This window comes from Gramella sp. MAR_2010_147 (assembly GCF_900105135.1).
Taxonomy (GTDB): Bacteria; Bacteroidota; Bacteroidia; order Flavobacteriales; family Flavobacteriaceae; genus Christiangramia.
In genome coordinates this window covers 459677-477941 of record NZ_LT629741.1, presented here as the reverse complement: position 1 = coordinate 477941, position 18265 = coordinate 459677, and the positions used below count along the sequence as shown (strand labels likewise).

Genomic DNA, 18265 nt, shown 5'->3' with positions numbered 1-18265 from the left:
TTAGGTGAACTTAAAAATTTACATAGCGCTATTTTTCATTCTACTCTTTGGAGGAAAACTCCTTATAGTAGACTCCGGAGTAATCGAGATTTTAAGTCATGATCTCATTACTGTGGTTAATCCATTCTGCAAGAAAAATAGTGAAATTGTAAAAGATAAAAGAACTGTCAATTTTCAACTACAAGAGAATGAAATAAAATCACAGCAATTATCTATTGCCAGCTTATGCAGTCCGCAGCTTAAACTGGAAATATTTTTTTCCGAAACTGAATTCCGGGAAAATATAATTCATGCTCCTAATGTCTTTACATCCAGATTAAGCACGATCTATCTGGATCACCTTTCCCCTCCTCCCAAACTAGCATAGTCCAACTTTTAGTATTCGATGAGGCTGAGTAATACTCCGCTTCAAACCATATATATTTTATAATATCACAAAACAATGACTAACAAAATTCATATTAGTCGTCGTTCCATACAGTTATTGCGAGTTTTGGTTAGTGGGATTTTTTTGGTAGCAGGCGGTAATCATCTGCTTAATACCACGAAAACAGTCCAAAGGCTTGAACAGGCCAGTTTTAAAGGAATCGCCTATTTTTTTGGGGATCCAAACTGGCTAGTGATCCTCTCCGGAATCGTAATGCTAGCAGCAGGCTTTTTATTCCTGATAGGATACAAAACCAGATGGACGGCGATCGTTTTAGTACTCGTATTAATACCCATAACCCTGTCTGTACAGGTAGGGCAAATAAACACACTTGGACCACTTTTTAAAAACATAGCAATTATGGGAGGTCTTCTATTTTTTATAATTAATGATACCGATAAACTTTTTAAAGTCAAATAACATGAAAACAATATTTTATACCAGTATACTTCTGGCACTCACTCTTTTCACAGGAAAGCAGACTCAGGCTCAAACATCTAAGCCTGAAAAACATAATTATGTGGTGCTTACCAAAAAGGTTCCGCAATTACAACCGATATTACTAACTGCAGAAAACCTGAAAGATGAAGATGGAAAGCGATTCGGCGAATTTGTAATTATCATCTGCGGAAAAGAGATAGGTGATATTACCGATCCAATAAAAATGGATAAGTTCATTGCCAGGGCTGAAAAGTTAAACGTGAAACTCGTAGCCTGCGGTTTCTCCCTGAATAAATTCCAAATTGAAAAAAAAGATATCCCGGAAGAAATGAAAGTGGTAGAAAATGGTATTCTTTACAATTTTCAGCTTCAGAAAAAAGGATATAAAAGCATAAGTCTGTAGATATGACAAAATTTAATAATAAGCTTTTAGGCTTTATAGGATTAACCAGTATTCTTATGGTTTTCATTGCTTATAAAGCGAATGATAATAGAATGATTAAAGCGAACACGAAAACGGACACTCTTAGTATCACAGTGCTCCAAACCGCAGATATACATGGTCAATTGGATACTCATCCAGAACTTTTCTGGGAAAATGAAGAGATCGTTTTTAAAAATAGAGGTGGCCTGGCGAATATAAAAACGTTATTCGACGAGGAACGTGCATCTAACCCGGGTAATACACTTATTGTGGACGGTGGTGACCTCATTCAGGGAAGCGGGTATGCAGCTTTATCAAAAGGAAAAGTCATGCCCGGCATTATTAAAAAAATGGGGTATGATGTAATTATTCCAGGAAACTGGGAGGTGGTCTATGGGAAAAATATCATGATTGATGTGATGAATGGTTATGAAACTCAGGTCATCGCACAAAATATGTATCATGAGAATGGTAAAAAAGCTTTATTCCCTCCTCATTGGATCAAAGAAATTGAAGGCATCAGGATTGGTTTTGTAGGTCTAAATGACCCGGATGTACCCGTTAGGCAAAATCCTGTGTTTAGTAAGGGCATCGAATTCTCCGGATATACCAGGGAGTTTGAAAAAACTCTGAATTCATTAAAAAATGAAAAGAATGTAGATGTATTATTCCTCGTCACCCATTTAGGAATTTTTAAACAAGTAAAATTGGCAAATAATCCAATTGCCAGAAATGTAGATTATATCCTGGGAAATGACACTCATGAACGGGTTAGGGAACCAATTCAGGGTAAATATGCTAAAGTTACTGAACCTGGAGCCTTTGGATCCTTTGTTGGCAAACTTACACTGAACTTTATTGACGGAGAATTTGTAGGTGATAAGTACGAACTTATTGAAGTTGATCCTCAAAAATATCCGGCAGATGCTGAAATTCAAAAGCTGGTAAAAAAGGCAAAAGCGCCCTATCGGGATCACCTGGAGACCGTGATTGGGTACACTAACCAACCTTTATACAGGTATTTAACGGTAGAAAATCCAATAGACAACATGATAACAGATGCAGCGAAATGGAAAACCGGAGTTGATATTGCCATTTCCAATGGCTTTCGCTTTGGAAATCCCATAGTACCTAAGAACGGCCAAGCGGCTCCTATAACCAGGGCAAACCTGTGGAACCTTTTACCTGTGAATGAAAAAGTAAAAACTGGTAAAGCTTCGGGTGCACAGATCAGAGATTGGCTTGAACAGGAAATGCACAATGCATTTTCACAGGACCCTCTCGACAGATTTGGAGGCTGGCTGGTAAGGTTTTCAGGTATGGAGGTTCAATTCAACAGTCAAAACTCTAAGGGCGAACGAATTCAAGAGATCACAGTGAATGGTGAACTCTTACAAAGTGATAGGATGTACAGCATTTCTGCCTGTGTGCGTCCCGGCGATCCCTTAGATACACTTTGTCGCATGCCTAACGTGAAGGATGTAGAGGTTATGGATTATACCATTCATGACGTAATGGAAGAATACTTACAAGAAAAGTCTCCTGTATCACCTACTATTGAAGGTCGTGCCTATTGTGAATACCTGGGGAAATTTTCATTTTCTACGGTCCCTGGAACTAATTATCAATTTAAATAAAATTACTTCAAAATAAATAAAGTTGATGGAGGGATAGTTGAACCTGCGTCAATTTTGTTTCGATAGAAAAAGCATATGAGCCGCTATTAATTACAGGCTCATATGCTTTTTTTCTTTTAAATTTGAAATTTGGACCTATTAAACTCAAATGGAGCTTACAGTGAATTCACCAACGAAAGTATACTAACAAAACCAGAGAAATTTTTATTCTATTTTTTGTGTTAATTTCTTGTGCCCTTTTTGTACCTCGCAATTTCATCAGTAATAGCAAGGACTCATTATTTCTGTACTAGGAAATAGAAATAAATACCAGTATCGCCAAGAAAACTTACTGGCTAAATATAAACCGGTGATATCCACTTTAAAACATGGTTGGCTCCTTTGATAATTTCAGCCTGGCTGCATCAAAATATTCGGCCAGCAATGATGAGTTTCAGAGTTTATTGGGAAAGTATCTTGTAAAAATAAAAACTGTAACTTTCTTAAATAAAATGAGTAGAGAGCCAATCAGCGGAGGGAGAGTTAATAATATGTGTCATGGAATTAGATATCTGGGAATTTATATTAAAAATTGGTATTGCCGCTATTAGCGGTGCTTTTATGGGATTAGAAAGACAATACAAAGGCAAACCAGCCGGACTCAAAACCTATTCTCTGGTAGCACTTGGAGCGGCAACTTTTATTACCATCTCTTTAATGTTCCAGGAATCAGATAGTACAGATATGACCAGAATTGTTGGTCAGATTGTGGTAGGTGTTGGGTTCTTAGGTGCAGGTGTAATTCTACATGAAAAGAATGAAACTGCCGTAACAGGACTGGCAACTTCAGCGGCAATATGGTGCAGTGCTGCGGCCGGATGTCTGGCTGGATTCGGATTGTATTTACACCTAATAGCCCTAACTTTATTTGTGATTTTTATAAATCTTATTTTCGGTTTTTTAAATGGAAAATTAAGAGAAAACAGTAATGATGATAATTACTAAACATTCAATATCTTTTTCTTTGAAAATCTCATTTTCAGATTTAGATATATATCTGGATATGCTAAGAATTACCGCTCACTCATAAAACCTAATTACAAAAAATAAAAAGTTTTACCTTTGTCAAGGTACTACTTATATTTACCCATTGCCTGCCCAAGAATCTTAATCAAAACTTTCAAGTCTATTTATTTGCAATAAACCTAACGGTAAAATGATTAAACCAGAAAAACCTAAGAATGAGAGTTTAAGGCTTCGTAGTGTTAAACAACTTGGCTTATTAAATTCCTTACCTCAGGATACTTTTGATAATATTACCACACTCGCCAGTGAAATATGCGAATCCCAAGTCGCTTTGCTAACTATTCTTGATGAAAACAAACAATGGTTTAAATCAAAAAAAGGGCTATATGTTAATGAAACTGAAAGAGATATTTCCTTTTGTGGTCATGCTATTCTAGAACCAAAAAGTGTCTTTGAAATAGAAAATGCTTTAGAAGACGAGCGTTTCAAGGATAATCCCTTGGTTCAATCTAATGACACACATTTTAGATCGTATGCCGGCGTTCCTATTTTAGATAAAAATGGTTTGGCTTTAGGGACGCTTTGCGTAATAAATAAAGCACCTATTAAACTAAATTTACATCAAAAAAAATCGCTTATAGCCTTGGGGAAGCAGGTTGAAATTCTATATGAATACCACCTGCAAAATATACAGCTCAAAAAGATCCAGCAAAAACAAATGGAAAATAATAAGATCTTAAAAGAATTTGCAGGCAATGTGAGCCACGATCTTAAAATGCCTTTAGCCAATATCATTTTAACTACAGATATTCTAAAAGCAAAATATACCGATGTTTTAGATGAAACTGGTGTGGAATACTTAAAATATATTAAAGATTCCGGACTCAAATTAAGCGAATATGTCACTAGTCTATTGGAGTATTATTCTGAAGATGGTAACCTGGTAAAAGATATAAAAGAATTTTTCCTGAATGACCTCCTGGAAGACACCATAGATCTTTTACGAATCGATGCTTCCTGTGATATTCATTTTCCCGAAGAAAATATTAAAATCTTAGCCAATCGTGCAGGCTTAGGGCAGATTATGATGAACCTAATTAGCAATAGTCTCAAGTATAATAGCCAGGAAGAGATAATAATTACCATTAATTGTAAAGAACAGAATGGTTTTTATCATTTCTCATTAGAAGATAATGGAATTGGAATACCAGAAGATAAATTACAGGAAATTTTCGAACTCTTTACCGTTATTGAATCCCAGGATGAAAATAGTAAAACTGGTCATGGAATTGGTCTTTCAACGGTTCAAAAACTTATAGATAATATGGGTGGAGATATTTCAGTAGATAGTACTTTAGGAAAAGGAACTGTCTTTAATTTCTTTATTAAGAAGATGCAGTTAAACTAGGAATTTAAATGAAGTCTTATCAGCTTTTAATTTTGAAAGATGATAATTTTTGCCAGATAAATATCATCTTTCAATTTATACCTTCTAAATAAAACATCTTTTTTTCTCACCAATTTCTAAGTAGTATATCTTACTAAAGAATCCCACGCTCTGAGACGCGTTATTTCTCTCAAAGAAGCAGTCTTAAAAATGGTAATTCTGAATACAGCGATAGCTCTGCCACCAAATACATACGTTTCTTAGATTTTTTTTTCTGGCGTTAAACATCTAACAAACGTTACTGAATCTTTTTTAAAATAATCCATTTCAATTATATTCCCGCCGATCGAAAATTATCCCTATCTCATTCTGTTCATAATTCCAAGCCTTTATTGTTTGAATTAAAATAAGAATAAATTGAATTTCAGATACTTATAAATATTTTCCGCATTTTTTATAAGGAATTTCTTGTATCTTTAAGTATCGATTTAGTTCATTCACAACCGATATTTCTAGGGGTATGTCAAAATTCACTTCCGCAATTTTACTGGTATGCTTTATTCCCATATTCGGTTTTGCACAATCTAAAGGTCTCATTGAGAGTCTCAATAAGCAATCGGTAGACTCCAGTGCGGCGTGGCTGCGTGTAAACACCACTTCAGAAAAGTTCGTAAATGAATTCCACGAAATAGGCTTAAAAACATTGCAGCGAGGTTTGAAAACAGAGAATGACAGTTTGATCGCTGAAATTCACGAATCTCTGGCCTCATGGCATGCTTATAATGGATTTTTTTCACCAGACTCGGTAGTTCTTCATGCTGAGAAAGCATTATCGTACCATTTGAAAGGTGATGATAAAAAGAGAATTGCAGATACTTACAGATCTCTTTCCATAGACTATTTGAATACCGGACAATTAGATAAAGCTCAGGAGGTGATTTTCAAAGCTATTGATTTATATGAAGAACTGGGCGATGATTCAGGTCTCGGAAGCGCCTATCGCACTTTAGGAGTTCAATATCGTGTGATGAGTAATTTTGAAAAATCTATATCCTATACTAACCAGGCAATTCCGTTATTGAAGGAAACTGAAAATTATAGTGAATTAGCCATTGCGCAATTTAATTTGATCATAGGCTATGGCGAAACAGGCGAATTTGAAAAAGCATACGCCGCAACGGAATATTGTCTTGAAATAGTTAGAACAAAAGTACCCGAAGAAATTTTTGTTCCAGTTAGAGCATATTCCTACCGGGGAGAAGTTTATACCAAAGCCAAAGACTATGAAAATGCCTTAAAAGACTATATAGCAGCGTGGGAATTATGTAAAGAACATATAGGCAAAGAACGTTGTGCCACGTATAGAACTGAAATTGGGCATATTTACCTTTTACAGGAAAATTATAAGGAAGCCCAGGATCATCTGCTGGCTGGTGTAAATGCTTATGATGAAAAAGGCCAGATAGGACTTATACAGCCTTATTTAGATTTGGCAGAAACTTATATTCAACTTGGGGATTATAAGAATGCTTTAGAATATAAAGACAGGGCCTACAACAATTCCAAGAACCTATTGGAAGGGGAGATAGCCAATATTGAATCTGAAATGGCTATTAAATATGAAACCGGGAAAAAAGATGAGGCTCTGCAATCTCAGGCTGCTTTGATCGATCAGAAAAATAAGACACAATTACTTTTTATCGTGATCGCATCTTTATTATTGATCTTTCTGCTTTCATTGCTTTACTTTTTCTACAAGAGCAAAAAAGCCACCCGAATTATTCGAGCGAAAAATGCTGAAAATGAACTCCTGTTGAAAGAAATACATCACCGTGTTAAAAATAACCTGGAAATGGTGAAAAGCCTGATTGCTTTACAATCGGCACAGATTGAAGATCCTGCCACAAAAGACGCGATGATCGCCAGCCAGAATCGGGTACAGTCTATGGGAATTATTCATCAGAAGTTATATCAGGGGACAAATCTGGGAAGTATTGAAATGAAGGATTATTTCTTGAACCTGAGCGAAGGGATTCTCGACAGCTTCAATGCAGAAGAGCGGGTGAAAATTGAGTGCGCGATGGATAAACTGGAACTGGATGTGGATACAGCCGTCCCCATTGGCCTAATAGTAAACGAGCTGCTTACAAATGCGCTTAAGTATGCATTTCCAGAACGGCAACAGGGCGTTATCAATATAAGTCTGGAAAAGGACAGGGATCAAAATTTAAAACTGGAGGTGAAAGATAATGGGGTGGGGAAAACAGAAGGTCTTACTCCAAAAGGTACCGGTTTCGGTTCACAATTAGTCAAATTATTAACACAGCAGTTAAATGGCAGTATGTTAGAACGTAACAATCATGGAACCCATATTAAGTTTGACTTTCAATTTGAAAAAAGTGCCTGATGGAAGAGAAAATCAAAATACTCATTGTGGAGGATGAAATGATTATTGCTGCCAATATTTCTTTGCAACTAACTGAAATGGGCTATGAAGTTACCGGAATTGTCCCCAGAGGTGAAGAAGCTTTAATGCAACTAAAATCTGAAATTCCCGATATTTTACTGCTGGATATTAATCTTAAAGGCGATTTAGATGGCATAGAAACAGCATTGGCAATGCAAAGATCCCATGATATTCCAATTATTTATTTAACTGCTAATGCCGATGATGCTCATTTTGAAAGAGCGAAGGCAACACATCCTTACGGTTTCATAGCTAAGCCCTTTAAAAAATTAGATCTTCAACGAGCGATCCAGCTCACTATAACTCAAGTAAACTCTAAAAACGGGAGCGATTCAGAGTTAAGAACACAGGAAAGCAATCCCTTCATCTTAAATGATTGTATTTTCGTTAGACACTTGAACTCCATGGTTAAGGTGAACATTGAGGACATTCTTTATATTGAAGCCGAACGTAATTACTGCCGCATTTTTACCAGGAATAAGGAATATCTTCTGGTAATTACACTCAAAGAGATGGATAAGAAATTGCCTTCTAAGCATTTTTTAAGGATCCACCGTTCCTATATAATCAATATTTCTCAAATTAGGGAAGTAGCCACAAGTCATATAGTAATTGCCAGGAAGGCGATTCCTATTGGTAAATCATTGAAGAATAAGTTGCTAAAACGCCTACAAACTATTTAATTTTTTCCCGTTAAATTAAACCACTTCCTGGGACAACACATTTATACTTTCGTCCTGCATCGTTTATTTTAATCTCTGATTATTAGTTATTTAGAGTTACACTGAATTATGTATCAACCAAAAAATAACGTATGAGAACTATTAAAATTTTTACAGCCATTATTGCAGCAATCTTTAGCATGAGTATTTTAAATGCTCAGGAAAATGAAGGTGAAATTTTAACCACCAGTGAAATTACGGTAAAACAAGGTCATCACGCCCAGTTTATAGAAGGGGTTAAAGCCTGGAAAGCTTGTTACCTGGAAAATAATGGTAAAGAAAATTGGAACATGTGGCACCGGCAACAGGGAGAAGGTAATTTCTATATCATGTCTGGTAATATGACTAATTGGGCAGAAATGGATAAAGAAGATCCGTCCAGTAAAGCATGTTATATTACGCTGATCAATTTGATAATGCCGCATATTGAAAAAGTAAGTTCAAGAATTGCCCGACATATACCAAAGTTGAGCAGTAACTCGTCGGCAACCCCTAAATATATTAATGTCACCTATTACCAAGTCCATAAGGAATATCTTTTTGAAGAGGTAGTTTCCACAGTAACCGAAGCTATAAAAAGTAAAGAAGATGCTCCACGGGGGGAATGGTATAATATTAAATTCGGTGGTCCAGAGACAGCAGATTTTATCTTTGCATATCCATTTAATAAATATGCCGAAATGGATGTTGAAAGAGATAGCCCGGCAAAAATCTATACAGATCTTGTAGGAGAAGAAAAAGCGGCAGCCCTTTGGGAAAAGTGGTTCAAAACCTTAGAAAATAGCTGGTCTTATACCTACAAACTAAATTCTGATATGAGTAATTAATATCTCAAAAATCTATTTGAGTACATGAACCGTTTCAACTCTGTAAAGTCTATTCTCATCAAACAGGCTTGACAATATCCCTGAAATAGCAACTATTTTCTGCTATCATAGAAAGTAAAAAGGGGTCATTAAATCAATCAAAAAAGTTGAGTATCTAGAATTAGATTCAAAAAGACCCCCACTCCTCAATTCACACTCTATTAATTATTCTTTAATGAAGAAAGATAGCCATAAGGATAATAAGCAACATTTTAGAATGCCACACCTCCTGATATAATTTATTAAGGTTATTTCATTATTAGCCTTAATTCCGTTTAAAGCAATCAGGATCGAATTAATGTTAACATGAAGTTTAAGCAATTCTTATATACAGGAGCAATTATCATTCTTCTTTCAGGATGCGGAAAACATACCCGTGATTCAGAAATTGTTATACCTAAAATCCCAGGAATCATTGAATTTCAAGGAAAGAATGACGGTAAAAAAGCATTTATCGCCGGCCAATATATTTCTGAAGTTTCCCAGGATAAAGAATTTTACAGGAAAGTGATCAATATAAGCTTTATCGGTACTGAAAAAATTCTGGTAAAAGCTCACTTCTACAAGAAAAAAAAATCCGCAGCGTATGTATTTCAGAAAATATTCTTCAAAAAAAGTGCTCAGCTGTACACTGGTAAAATAAAAGGGAAAACGATTTTTATCAATTTTACGAAAAATGAACTTTCTATTGAATTAAAAGATTCGGAAATTTCTACTGCTAAATGTTCCCGGAAGAATACTCTGGAAGGAGTTTATAAAAAGATGGATGGCTTATTGCATGGCATTTAAAATATCAGAAAGACATGGGTAATAAATGTTAGTCGACACTATCTTCAATAATTATATAGACCGAAAAATATTCCATTCATTTAAATAAAAATTAATGAGAAAACGAACTCAAATTTCTTTCTGAAATAATCTTATTCATTTATATTCCCGCCGATCTAAAACAGAGATTATGAAAGAGCAAAAAGTGACAATCTATATAGAAAATGTATTAGAAAATATGCCTGAAGACTGGTTGAAACTAACCACTCACCGACTGGATATTTATAACGAAGAACTGGCCAAGACAGAATTCCTTGAACATTTTGAAAACTTATATAAAAACAATAATTCTGAAAGATCAGCATTAAGTGAACTGCCCACAGCCTACGATTATATTCGATTAGGGCATCCTTTATCGACCGTGCTGGAATGGGGAATCTCAAAATTGAATGATATCAAACCGGAACATGTGATCAGTTTCTCATCTAAAACTATTCCGGTTCTAGCCGTGTTAAGAAAGAATCTTTTCGCAAATAAAAATACTCAGATATGCTATACCAATGAGCTTCCTGAATGTTTCGATTTTGAAGCTATAGAACGTGTCTACGCTTATAATTTTGAGGTAAAGCAAGTTGAAAACTCAGAGGATATCCCTGAATTTGACGGCAGCACTATTTTTATTTCTGAACAGGACGGTCTGAATGCTCTGGAGCTCTCTTCAAATATCGACTTTTATATTAGTCTGCAGGCTGAACTTGGAAGCATTCTCATAGTAAATGGTACAGAGAATGAATCTTATATTTCCGAAATTCAGCATGTAAGAAGAAGGGAAACAATTTCAATGACCCCGGCAGATTGTTTTACTGCTTTGAATAAATTAGTAGGAAAAACTTCTCCTAAGAAAGATAATAAGTATGAAGCTAATAAAGCAAGTGTGATCGACTCAGTACAGAAGATCACTGCTACCAGCTCCAAGGTGCTTCTTGGTTCCTGTGGATTATCTGTACAGTATGCCATTATGATGGGGCTTATAGATGAAGCGCAGGAAAAACATCCGGGAAAAACTATTAAAATCATAGTACCTCCAAATTGCTACGGTGGAACGAATGACCAGGCCAGACGGGTTGCCGCCTGCCTGGAAAATGTAGAAATCATGGATTTACCGGTAGATGGTGCCAACGATATGGTAAACAGTACCGATAAAGTTTTAGAGTTGGTTGCCAGGGAAGATGCGGTGCCTTTTATAATTGCTGAAATTCCAACTAATCCAAGAGTTGAAGTTCCAAACCTCGAAAATTTAAGAGATGTTCTTAAAAAAGAACGTAAAACTTCCTCTGGAGAAACAGCGGTAGATCCTGTATTTATTTTAGATCAGACTTTCTGCCCAAATGTTCAGTTTTGTGGTGAAAATGGAATTCTTTCATCTATCAGGACTATTTCATACGTGAGCGGCTCCAAATTCCCCAGCGGCGGAAGATGTACCGCCGGCTATTGTATAGCAAATAAAAAAGCGGATAGTTTACTGGACAAAATTGATAAGCATTTACAACTTTGCGATAATGAAGCCACAGCTCTTCAGGTAGAAATACTGGCCGAGCAACTGCCCTCCATGAACCAGAGAATTACAGATGCATACAAAAACACACGTGAATTTGTGAATTTCATCAAGGCTACTTTACCGGAAGCGAAGATAAATTTTGTTTCAGAAGAACTCGCGAAGCAAGGCTTTACTCCTTCTGTGTTTTCTCTGGATCTTCCTACCAAAGGTGATACTTCTGAAGAAAGAGAAGCTTATAAAAGAGAGCTTAATCATAAACTGATCAAAATGATGATTACCAGGATACCCGAGGAAAGTAAATATTGTGTAAGCTATGGTCAGTTAAAAGGTTGTTACTGGACCATTCCCGCTACTTCTACACAAGGTACTACCAAAGAAGCCGATAAAGATTATATAGCCCGTGTTTCTGTTTCTCCAGAGCTTAATCTGGAATTGCACAAAAAAGTGTTTTCAGATTTTGTAGCGCAAATTTAGATTGACGCCTAAGCTTTAAGAGAATCCGGAATGTAATTTTAACCATGTGTTTGGTAAGATTCAATCTGGATTTTTACTACTTAAAAAATGCTCTTTTTCCCAAAGAAGTTCACCAGAATTAATATTATTTTGATTAGTTCCAAATTCTTGAAACAGAACAGGGCTGAATAGGAAGTATGATTTCCTATAATTTGCAAGAGTTAAAATGTTCCTGTTTTAAAATATTTCATTTTTCTAACTTTACTCCAAAAAAAAGCATGAAGAAAAGCTTCTGCCTTCTTTTATTAGCATTACTTCCCGGCTACCTAAGTGCGCAACTGGTAAATATCGAGTCCAGGCGTATGCAAACAGATTCTATTCGCTTTGTACTAACTGCCGACTTTTCATTTAACCATACCAATAATGATGGTCTTGAGGTTAACCAGTTGGACGCCACACTTACTTCTCAGATTAAGTCTAAAGACCTGAAAAAAATATACTTACTGCTGGGTAATTATAAGCTGATTGATTCAGAAGAAAAAAACCTCCAAAATTCCTGGTTCCTTCATGGTAGATTTAATTATAAACTTTCGGCATTGCTTAGACTGGAAGCTTTTATTCAGGGTCAATACAACCAATTGTTGGTGGTGGAACAACGAAATCTACTGGGCCTGGGAATTCGTATAAAATGGGTTGATAGGGAAAATTTCACCGGTTATGCCGGCAACAGTTACCTTTATGAAGTAGAACATAGTGATGAAGCTGGCACCACAGAATACAATCACCGAAATAGTACTTACCTGAGTCTTTCCTACTTCCCAAAATCGAAGCGTTTTTCTTTAGCAAATACGCTGTATTACCAGCCATTATACGAAGATTTTGGAGATTATCGTATTCTGGAACAATTTAGAATGGATGTACCTTTATCCAGTTGGTTTAAGGTCTTTGCCCTTTTCAACTATTATCTGGATAGTGAAACACCTCTAGGTAGCCGGGAATACACCTCTAATTTCAATTTTGGAATAGGGATTAGCTTTTAATTTTCAGCAATAAAAAAGGAGGCTGTCTAAAAAGTCGAGGAAACGTCATCCTGAATTTATTTCAGGATCTTAACTAATTAAAAATCAAAAGCACCTAGAAGCTGAATCAATTTACTATTGACGTATTTCTGAAATTAGTAATCATAAAGTTAAATACTTAATTTTTAAGAGTCTCCATTTCCCCGGCCTATCGAAAATTTATCGTAAAATTTGAAGTGTAAGCACCGTAAAATTTTAGGCTGTTTGAGCTAAAAAAATTTCTTTAAAAACACATCTCAATGGCGAGTTCCTAAAATTTAGGTGCTGAACGATAAATTTAGATAGAGTTTCGTAAGCCTAGATTTTTTTGGTTCGTTTTTTCATCAATGGAAAAAATGAACAAGTATCTTAATGAAATATGTCAATTTCCAACGCTAGATAATTTTTTATCATGGGTCTCAGCTTGACGAAATAAGGACTTTTTAGACAGCTTCCTTACAAACTTGTAATTGTATTTAACTATGTCTATTTTTTCATTGGAGGCAGGGCAAAAGCTACGGCTTCGTGTTCAAAATGCTTTCTATGTGCTCCATCGCAAAATGGTTTGTTCTGGGAAAGTCCACATCGGCAAATGGAAACCAGTTCCCTTCCTCCAAGATCGTATATATTTCCCTCCTTGTCTACGATCTCGAAATCACCGCTTACTACGACAGAACCGTTATTGTTTACTTTTAATGTTGTTTTAGCCATTTTTTTTTTATTTTTTAATATGTATATCTGTTTTCTGTCCTATAAGCTTCTTTCGTCACCCTTAATTTATTTCAGGGTCTCAATATAGCATTTGTTTATATCAAAATGAGATTCTGAAACAAGTTCAGAATGACGTCATTTTTCGGTTTAGGAAACTTTACGGACAAACAATTTTTTAATTAGTATTTTCTATTTAGAATACCCAATACAAGGAAATCAGTTTATTTGAATGAGTATCAGTTTTCATTTTTTACTAAAAACCATTCAGGTTTTAATTATCCCTACTGAAAGAAATTTGGATTCTCAAATATACAAATGTCAAACTAGTCAGGTCAGCTTGTAAGAAGGTAAAAGCTTTATTTTAAATTATTATTTCTGAAATAAGTTTGCTCAACTGCTAATTTTAGGTTCAAGCCATAAGAAACCAATGCTTAAAAGGAAAACAATATAGAACCATATTAGATTTATAGGTTCCTGTATCTTTTGAAGCTGATTATCTTTTAATTCTGAATTGAAATACCTCTTGTTCTCCTGCATGGTCTTCTGAGCTCTTAGTGAAGTCCAGTCTTTGGTATTACCGGTGTAATAATAAAACTTGGAAATTCTATCCCGACTCGTGAATAGATACCTCCACCCCTCTTCTCTTGGAAAATTAGTCCCAGTCCAAAGCGTGGGAATATCTATATCAGCCTTTATGGGAATTTCATTTTCTTGATCATCCATAATTTCCGGATCCTGAATAGAGGTTCTTATTTTAAATGAAAAAGGTTCGTTTGCATAAGCCATAAAAGAATTGCTGCTCCAATCCATATCTGGCTCCTCTGTTTTGGAGAGATCTGTAATAATTTGAGACCATAAGGCCTGATAAGCTTCAGTATTCCCCTCCAGTATTAATTTATAAGTATCCTGAAATACACTGGTGCCAATTCGCCCATTTTGAACTTTCCTGTAACCTGAAATTATATGTCCATCAGACTCATGTATTGCCTGAAGCATAAATTCATCATTTATAGCAAAGGCATAGGTTTCAATTGGAACCTTTGGCCATTCTTCCATCCTGAATTCGGAGTTTTGGGTGCTTGCAAAATTAAGTTCAGAAAATTTCCCCGGGGAATTAAAAAAGTTTAAATCAGGCTGAATAAATATCCCCAGACCTTGCTCCTTCACCGCTATTTTTAGGTTATCGCGGGCACGTCCAGCCATATTTCTCAGCTCAATTGCATCAATGATCAACAGGTCAAAATTTTCGAGAATTTCTTCAGATATGCTGTTTACTGTTACTCGCTCCGTATTAAAATATTCAAATTTGAACCTGCCCCTGGTAAGCTGACTCCTTACCACAACTTCGTGTCCTGATTCCGCTAGGAAATTCTTCAAATATTTGGTTTCAAAAGTAGGATATGCATTTAGTATCAAAATTTTTAAAACCTGCCGATCCTTTACTTTTACCGGAACCGGATTTGAAGTGAGTAAATTCCCTGTGGAATCTTTTTCAACCAAAGAATAGAGAAAGTTGCCTTTAGCCTTTAAAGCAGATTTTAAGTTGAAAGAATGTACTCCAGGATTATCAAACGAAATAGAATCCAGGCTTCGCCCTGCCGGTCCCTCTAAAATTAATCTATTTCCATTTTTGGAATTTTTATAGTTGCCCTGTAAAACAAAAGAATCTCCTATTGAGTTTATTCCTTTATAATGCAACTTAGTCACTCCGTCTGGACCAGCAGCAGATAAAAATCTGGATGAAATTCCGTCGAATTGCCATAAATCGAAAGAAGCAATACCATGACCCAGGATAAAAGCGGAAGTTATTCTATCATCTTCTGTAAAAAGAGGTTTACCGGGCTCGTAATTTATAACTTCCAGTTTTTTGGTTTCATTTTGTAGACTATCCAGTTGCGCTTCTTTATAACCTGGCGTGAAGATGATCACCTTGTTCTTTTCAGCATCCACTATCTTAACCGGTTTTAAGGCTATCAATGCCAGGGAACCAATTGCTAAAAATGCCAGAAAAGTCTTTAAAAAGAACCTTTTCTTTTTGGAAACATACCATTCTTTCCAGATGAATATCACCCAGATCAAAATCGCAGAAATACATACCGGAAGCAGCCAGTCGATATTTGAAAAGCTAAGGTTATCTATCATTTCTCTCCAGTTCTTCCAAAACCATTTTATTTAATTGATCCTCAAATCTCATTTTCTTAGCAGGATTTGGTTCTAATTGGGATACGGCCTCCAGTAAAATGCGCTGCACCTCATTCAGTGTTTGCTCAGAAATTTTAATATTCCCCGTCAGGGACTTTAGTTGTTGCAACGTTTTTAAATATTTTCCAGGTTGGTTAATGGCAATAATGGCAAGTTCGTCACCCGCATTTTCAAAGAGCTTTTTATCTTCTTCCGTAATCGTTTCCGGGTTTTTCATTAGTTCTTCTAGCCTTCCAATTGCTCTCCGCATGGCCTTATTAGCATCTGTTTCCTCCAGATTTTCCTTCTTTCGGAAACTGGAAACCTCTTCCAGTTCTCCGGTTAATCGCACCTCTTCTTTTATAGGCGGCGGATCAAACCCAATTCGATGCACATAGATACGCGCGGAATTCTTTATTTCCTGGATTAACGCCAGGGCTTTATATTGATAAGGCAGTGATTTTTCAGGTGCGTACATACGCAGGTGCAATTCTGCATCCCACATGATGTTTAGAGCCTGTCGCAATTTACTTTTCAGGGCATTACTAAAGAGCGTGGATTCTTCAGGATCATAATGATTATGCAAGTATTCGCTTAATGGATTGTTAGAATCCTCTTCCTCATGCGTTTCTTCGGTTTCCACAAGATTATGCTCATTATCTCCATCATGATCATGCGTGTATTCAGCTAAAGGATCGTCGTGATCAGATTCATTTCCAGATGTTTCCTCCGCAATTTGCCCCTCCGTAACACCTTCGGTCTCATCACCCATAAACTGTCCGTATTTTATACGTAAACTTTTCTGATCAAAGCCCAGGTTGTTGCTTTCGCTATTGAATTCTTCTTTCGATAATTTCTGTCTATCTGCAATCAGTTTTTCAGTATCGATAATTAATTGCCGCTGACTTCTGAAATATTCCGGCATAAGATCTGCCCCCATGCTTCCCTCCACGGTGAAACTATTTGTTGTCGTATCCTGGATCACCGCAAAATAAGTTTCACTTCTGGCCTTATTTGGCCTGGGACGCTTAAGATCCAGAGCTTCGACATAAAAATAAAGTTCATCACCAGCTTCCATTTTTAAGGCATCTAAATTTATTGTTCTCGATAAACGCTGTTTTTTTCGCCCGGCTATTATAGCTTCCTTAAAATTTAATTTTTCCTCCCTGAATTTTACCGATTCTCCGCTGCCTTTGCTGACGGTAGCTATTATATAAGCATTCCCCAAACCAAAATCATCGGTCAGTAAGGCTTCAAGAAAAATATTCTTTTCTTCATCTATTTTAAAAGTCGCAAACTGCTTCAAATTATTGATAACAATCACTGGACTTTGATCTTCAAAAGCTTCAATGCTATATAGATCTGATGTGTAGGAGGTATTTTGCTCATCTCTAAATCTAAAATTGTAAAATCCAGAGGCTGTTATCGTAGAACTTCTGGTATATATTTCATTACTCCACTCCATAGGATATTGATTCTCCATGCTTTCCATCACCACACTGTCTGGTTTTCTATCAAATTTTAATTTCCAGGTCAGGCGTGTACCTTCCACTGCTTTCACATTCATTTGTGAAGTGGTAAAAGAAGCAATATTGGTATAAGACGGATAAGTAATGATGAGTTGCTGCTCTTCCAGCTTAGGGGGAACGGATTCTGTTACTATTGAATCCATAGGTTTAAAACTGATAATTTCTTCCTGTTCTGCAGGAGAATTCAGGTTTGGTGAGACTTCAAAAAGCTGAAACTGATAAATAATAAAACCTATTCCGATACAAACAGAACTGAATATTATTGCCTTGCCAAATTTTACGCCGGTCTTAATTTCTTCGCTATGTTTCTCTAATTCCTTACTGACTTTTATTTGCTGAAGCCTGGCAACTCCTGAAAGCTTTTCGTTTGGCATTAATAACAAGCCTGAACTGTTTTCTATGCTGCTCAGCTGATGATCTACAGAATTGCTGACCTTATTTAAACTTATGGTCCAGGGTTTTATAAAAACAGTCAGCAATCCGAATAACGCTAGAAAAACCACAATTGCCCATAACGGACTATACAGAATAAAAAATACCAGTACAGCAGGTCCAATAGCAAACAATCCAATTTTCAGCCAAAGCAATAGCTGCCATCGCTTTTTAAAATTGTTCAATATGTTGATGCCTG

15 protein-coding genes are annotated in these 18265 nt (G+C 36.1%); 12 read left to right on the top strand and 3 right to left on the bottom strand.

All coding sequences use genetic code 11. The features are described 5' to 3' along the window. Positions 1 to 4: 4 nt before the first annotated feature. From BLT95_RS02095 to BLT95_RS02040, 12 genes are all read left to right on the top strand, one after another. A complete protein-coding gene (locus BLT95_RS02095; RefSeq protein WP_089664418.1) occupies positions 5 to 367 on the top strand; it encodes a hypothetical protein in 363 nt (120 codons plus the stop codon). A gap of 75 nt (positions 368 to 442) precedes the next feature. Further along, a complete protein-coding gene (locus BLT95_RS02090; protein WP_089664417.1) occupies positions 443 to 847 on the top strand; it encodes a DoxX family protein in 405 nt (134 codons plus the stop codon). 1 nt (position 848) lies between these two features. Next, a complete protein-coding gene (locus tag BLT95_RS02085; protein ID WP_089664416.1) occupies positions 849 to 1271 on the top strand; it encodes a sulfur reduction protein DsrE in 423 nt (140 codons plus the stop codon). Between the two features lie 2 nt (positions 1272 to 1273). Beyond that, entirely contained in the window at positions 1274 to 2929 is a 1656-nt protein-coding gene (locus BLT95_RS02080) for a bifunctional metallophosphatase/5'-nucleotidase (RefSeq protein ID WP_089664415.1), read from the top strand. Positions 2930 to 3466: 537 nt separating this feature from the next. Continuing rightward, complete coding sequence (locus BLT95_RS02075) at positions 3467 to 3913, top strand: MgtC/SapB family protein (RefSeq protein ID WP_089664414.1); 447 nt, start codon at positions 3467 to 3469, stop codon at positions 3911 to 3913. A gap of 211 nt (positions 3914 to 4124) precedes the next feature. Next, a complete protein-coding gene (locus tag BLT95_RS02070; RefSeq protein WP_089664413.1) occupies positions 4125 to 5342 on the top strand; it encodes a GAF domain-containing sensor histidine kinase in 1218 nt (405 codons plus the stop codon). A 499-nt stretch (positions 5343 to 5841) separates the two neighbouring features. Continuing rightward, positions 5842 to 7728 (top strand): histidine kinase dimerization/phosphoacceptor domain -containing protein, encoded by a 1887-nt coding sequence (locus BLT95_RS14420; RefSeq protein WP_089664412.1) that lies wholly within the window; start codon positions 5842 to 5844, stop codon positions 7726 to 7728. Beyond that, complete coding sequence (locus BLT95_RS02060) at positions 7728 to 8471, top strand: LytTR family transcriptional regulator DNA-binding domain-containing protein (RefSeq protein ID WP_089664411.1); 744 nt, start codon at positions 7728 to 7730, stop codon at positions 8469 to 8471. Before BLT95_RS14420 ends, BLT95_RS02060 begins: the two co-directional genes overlap by 1 nt. A 131-nt stretch (positions 8472 to 8602) precedes the next feature. Next, positions 8603 to 9337, top strand: coding sequence for a hypothetical protein (locus BLT95_RS02055; protein ID WP_089664410.1), 735 nt, complete (start codon positions 8603 to 8605; stop codon positions 9335 to 9337). A 345-nt stretch (positions 9338 to 9682) separates the two neighbouring features. Further along, a complete protein-coding gene (locus BLT95_RS02050; RefSeq protein WP_089664409.1) occupies positions 9683 to 10165 on the top strand; it encodes a hypothetical protein in 483 nt (160 codons plus the stop codon). 169 nt (positions 10166 to 10334) lie between these two features. Then, entirely contained in the window at positions 10335 to 12176 is a 1842-nt protein-coding gene (locus tag BLT95_RS02045) for a PLP-dependent transferase (protein ID WP_089664408.1), read from the top strand. Positions 12177 to 12433: 257 nt separating this feature from the next. Continuing rightward, a complete protein-coding gene (locus BLT95_RS02040; RefSeq protein WP_157718004.1) occupies positions 12434 to 13195 on the top strand; it encodes a DUF481 domain-containing protein in 762 nt (253 codons plus the stop codon). A 504-nt stretch (positions 13196 to 13699) separates the two neighbouring features. Here BLT95_RS02040 and BLT95_RS02035 read toward each other — a convergent pair. From BLT95_RS02035 to BLT95_RS02025, 3 genes are all read right to left on the bottom strand, one after another. After that, entirely contained in the window at positions 13700 to 13924 is a 225-nt protein-coding gene (locus BLT95_RS02035) for a CDGSH iron-sulfur domain-containing protein (RefSeq protein WP_089664406.1), read from the bottom strand. Between the two features lie 390 nt (positions 13925 to 14314). Next, complete coding sequence (locus BLT95_RS02030) at positions 14315 to 16066, bottom strand: hypothetical protein (protein ID WP_089664405.1); 1752 nt, start codon at positions 16064 to 16066, stop codon at positions 14315 to 14317. Beyond that, positions 16056 to 18221, bottom strand: a complete 2166-nt coding sequence (locus tag BLT95_RS02025; RefSeq protein ID WP_231896395.1) for a tryptophan-rich sensory protein — start codon at positions 18219 to 18221, stop codon at positions 16056 to 16058. Before BLT95_RS02025 ends, BLT95_RS02030 begins: the two co-directional genes overlap by 11 nt. Positions 18222 to 18265 lie beyond the last annotated feature (44 nt).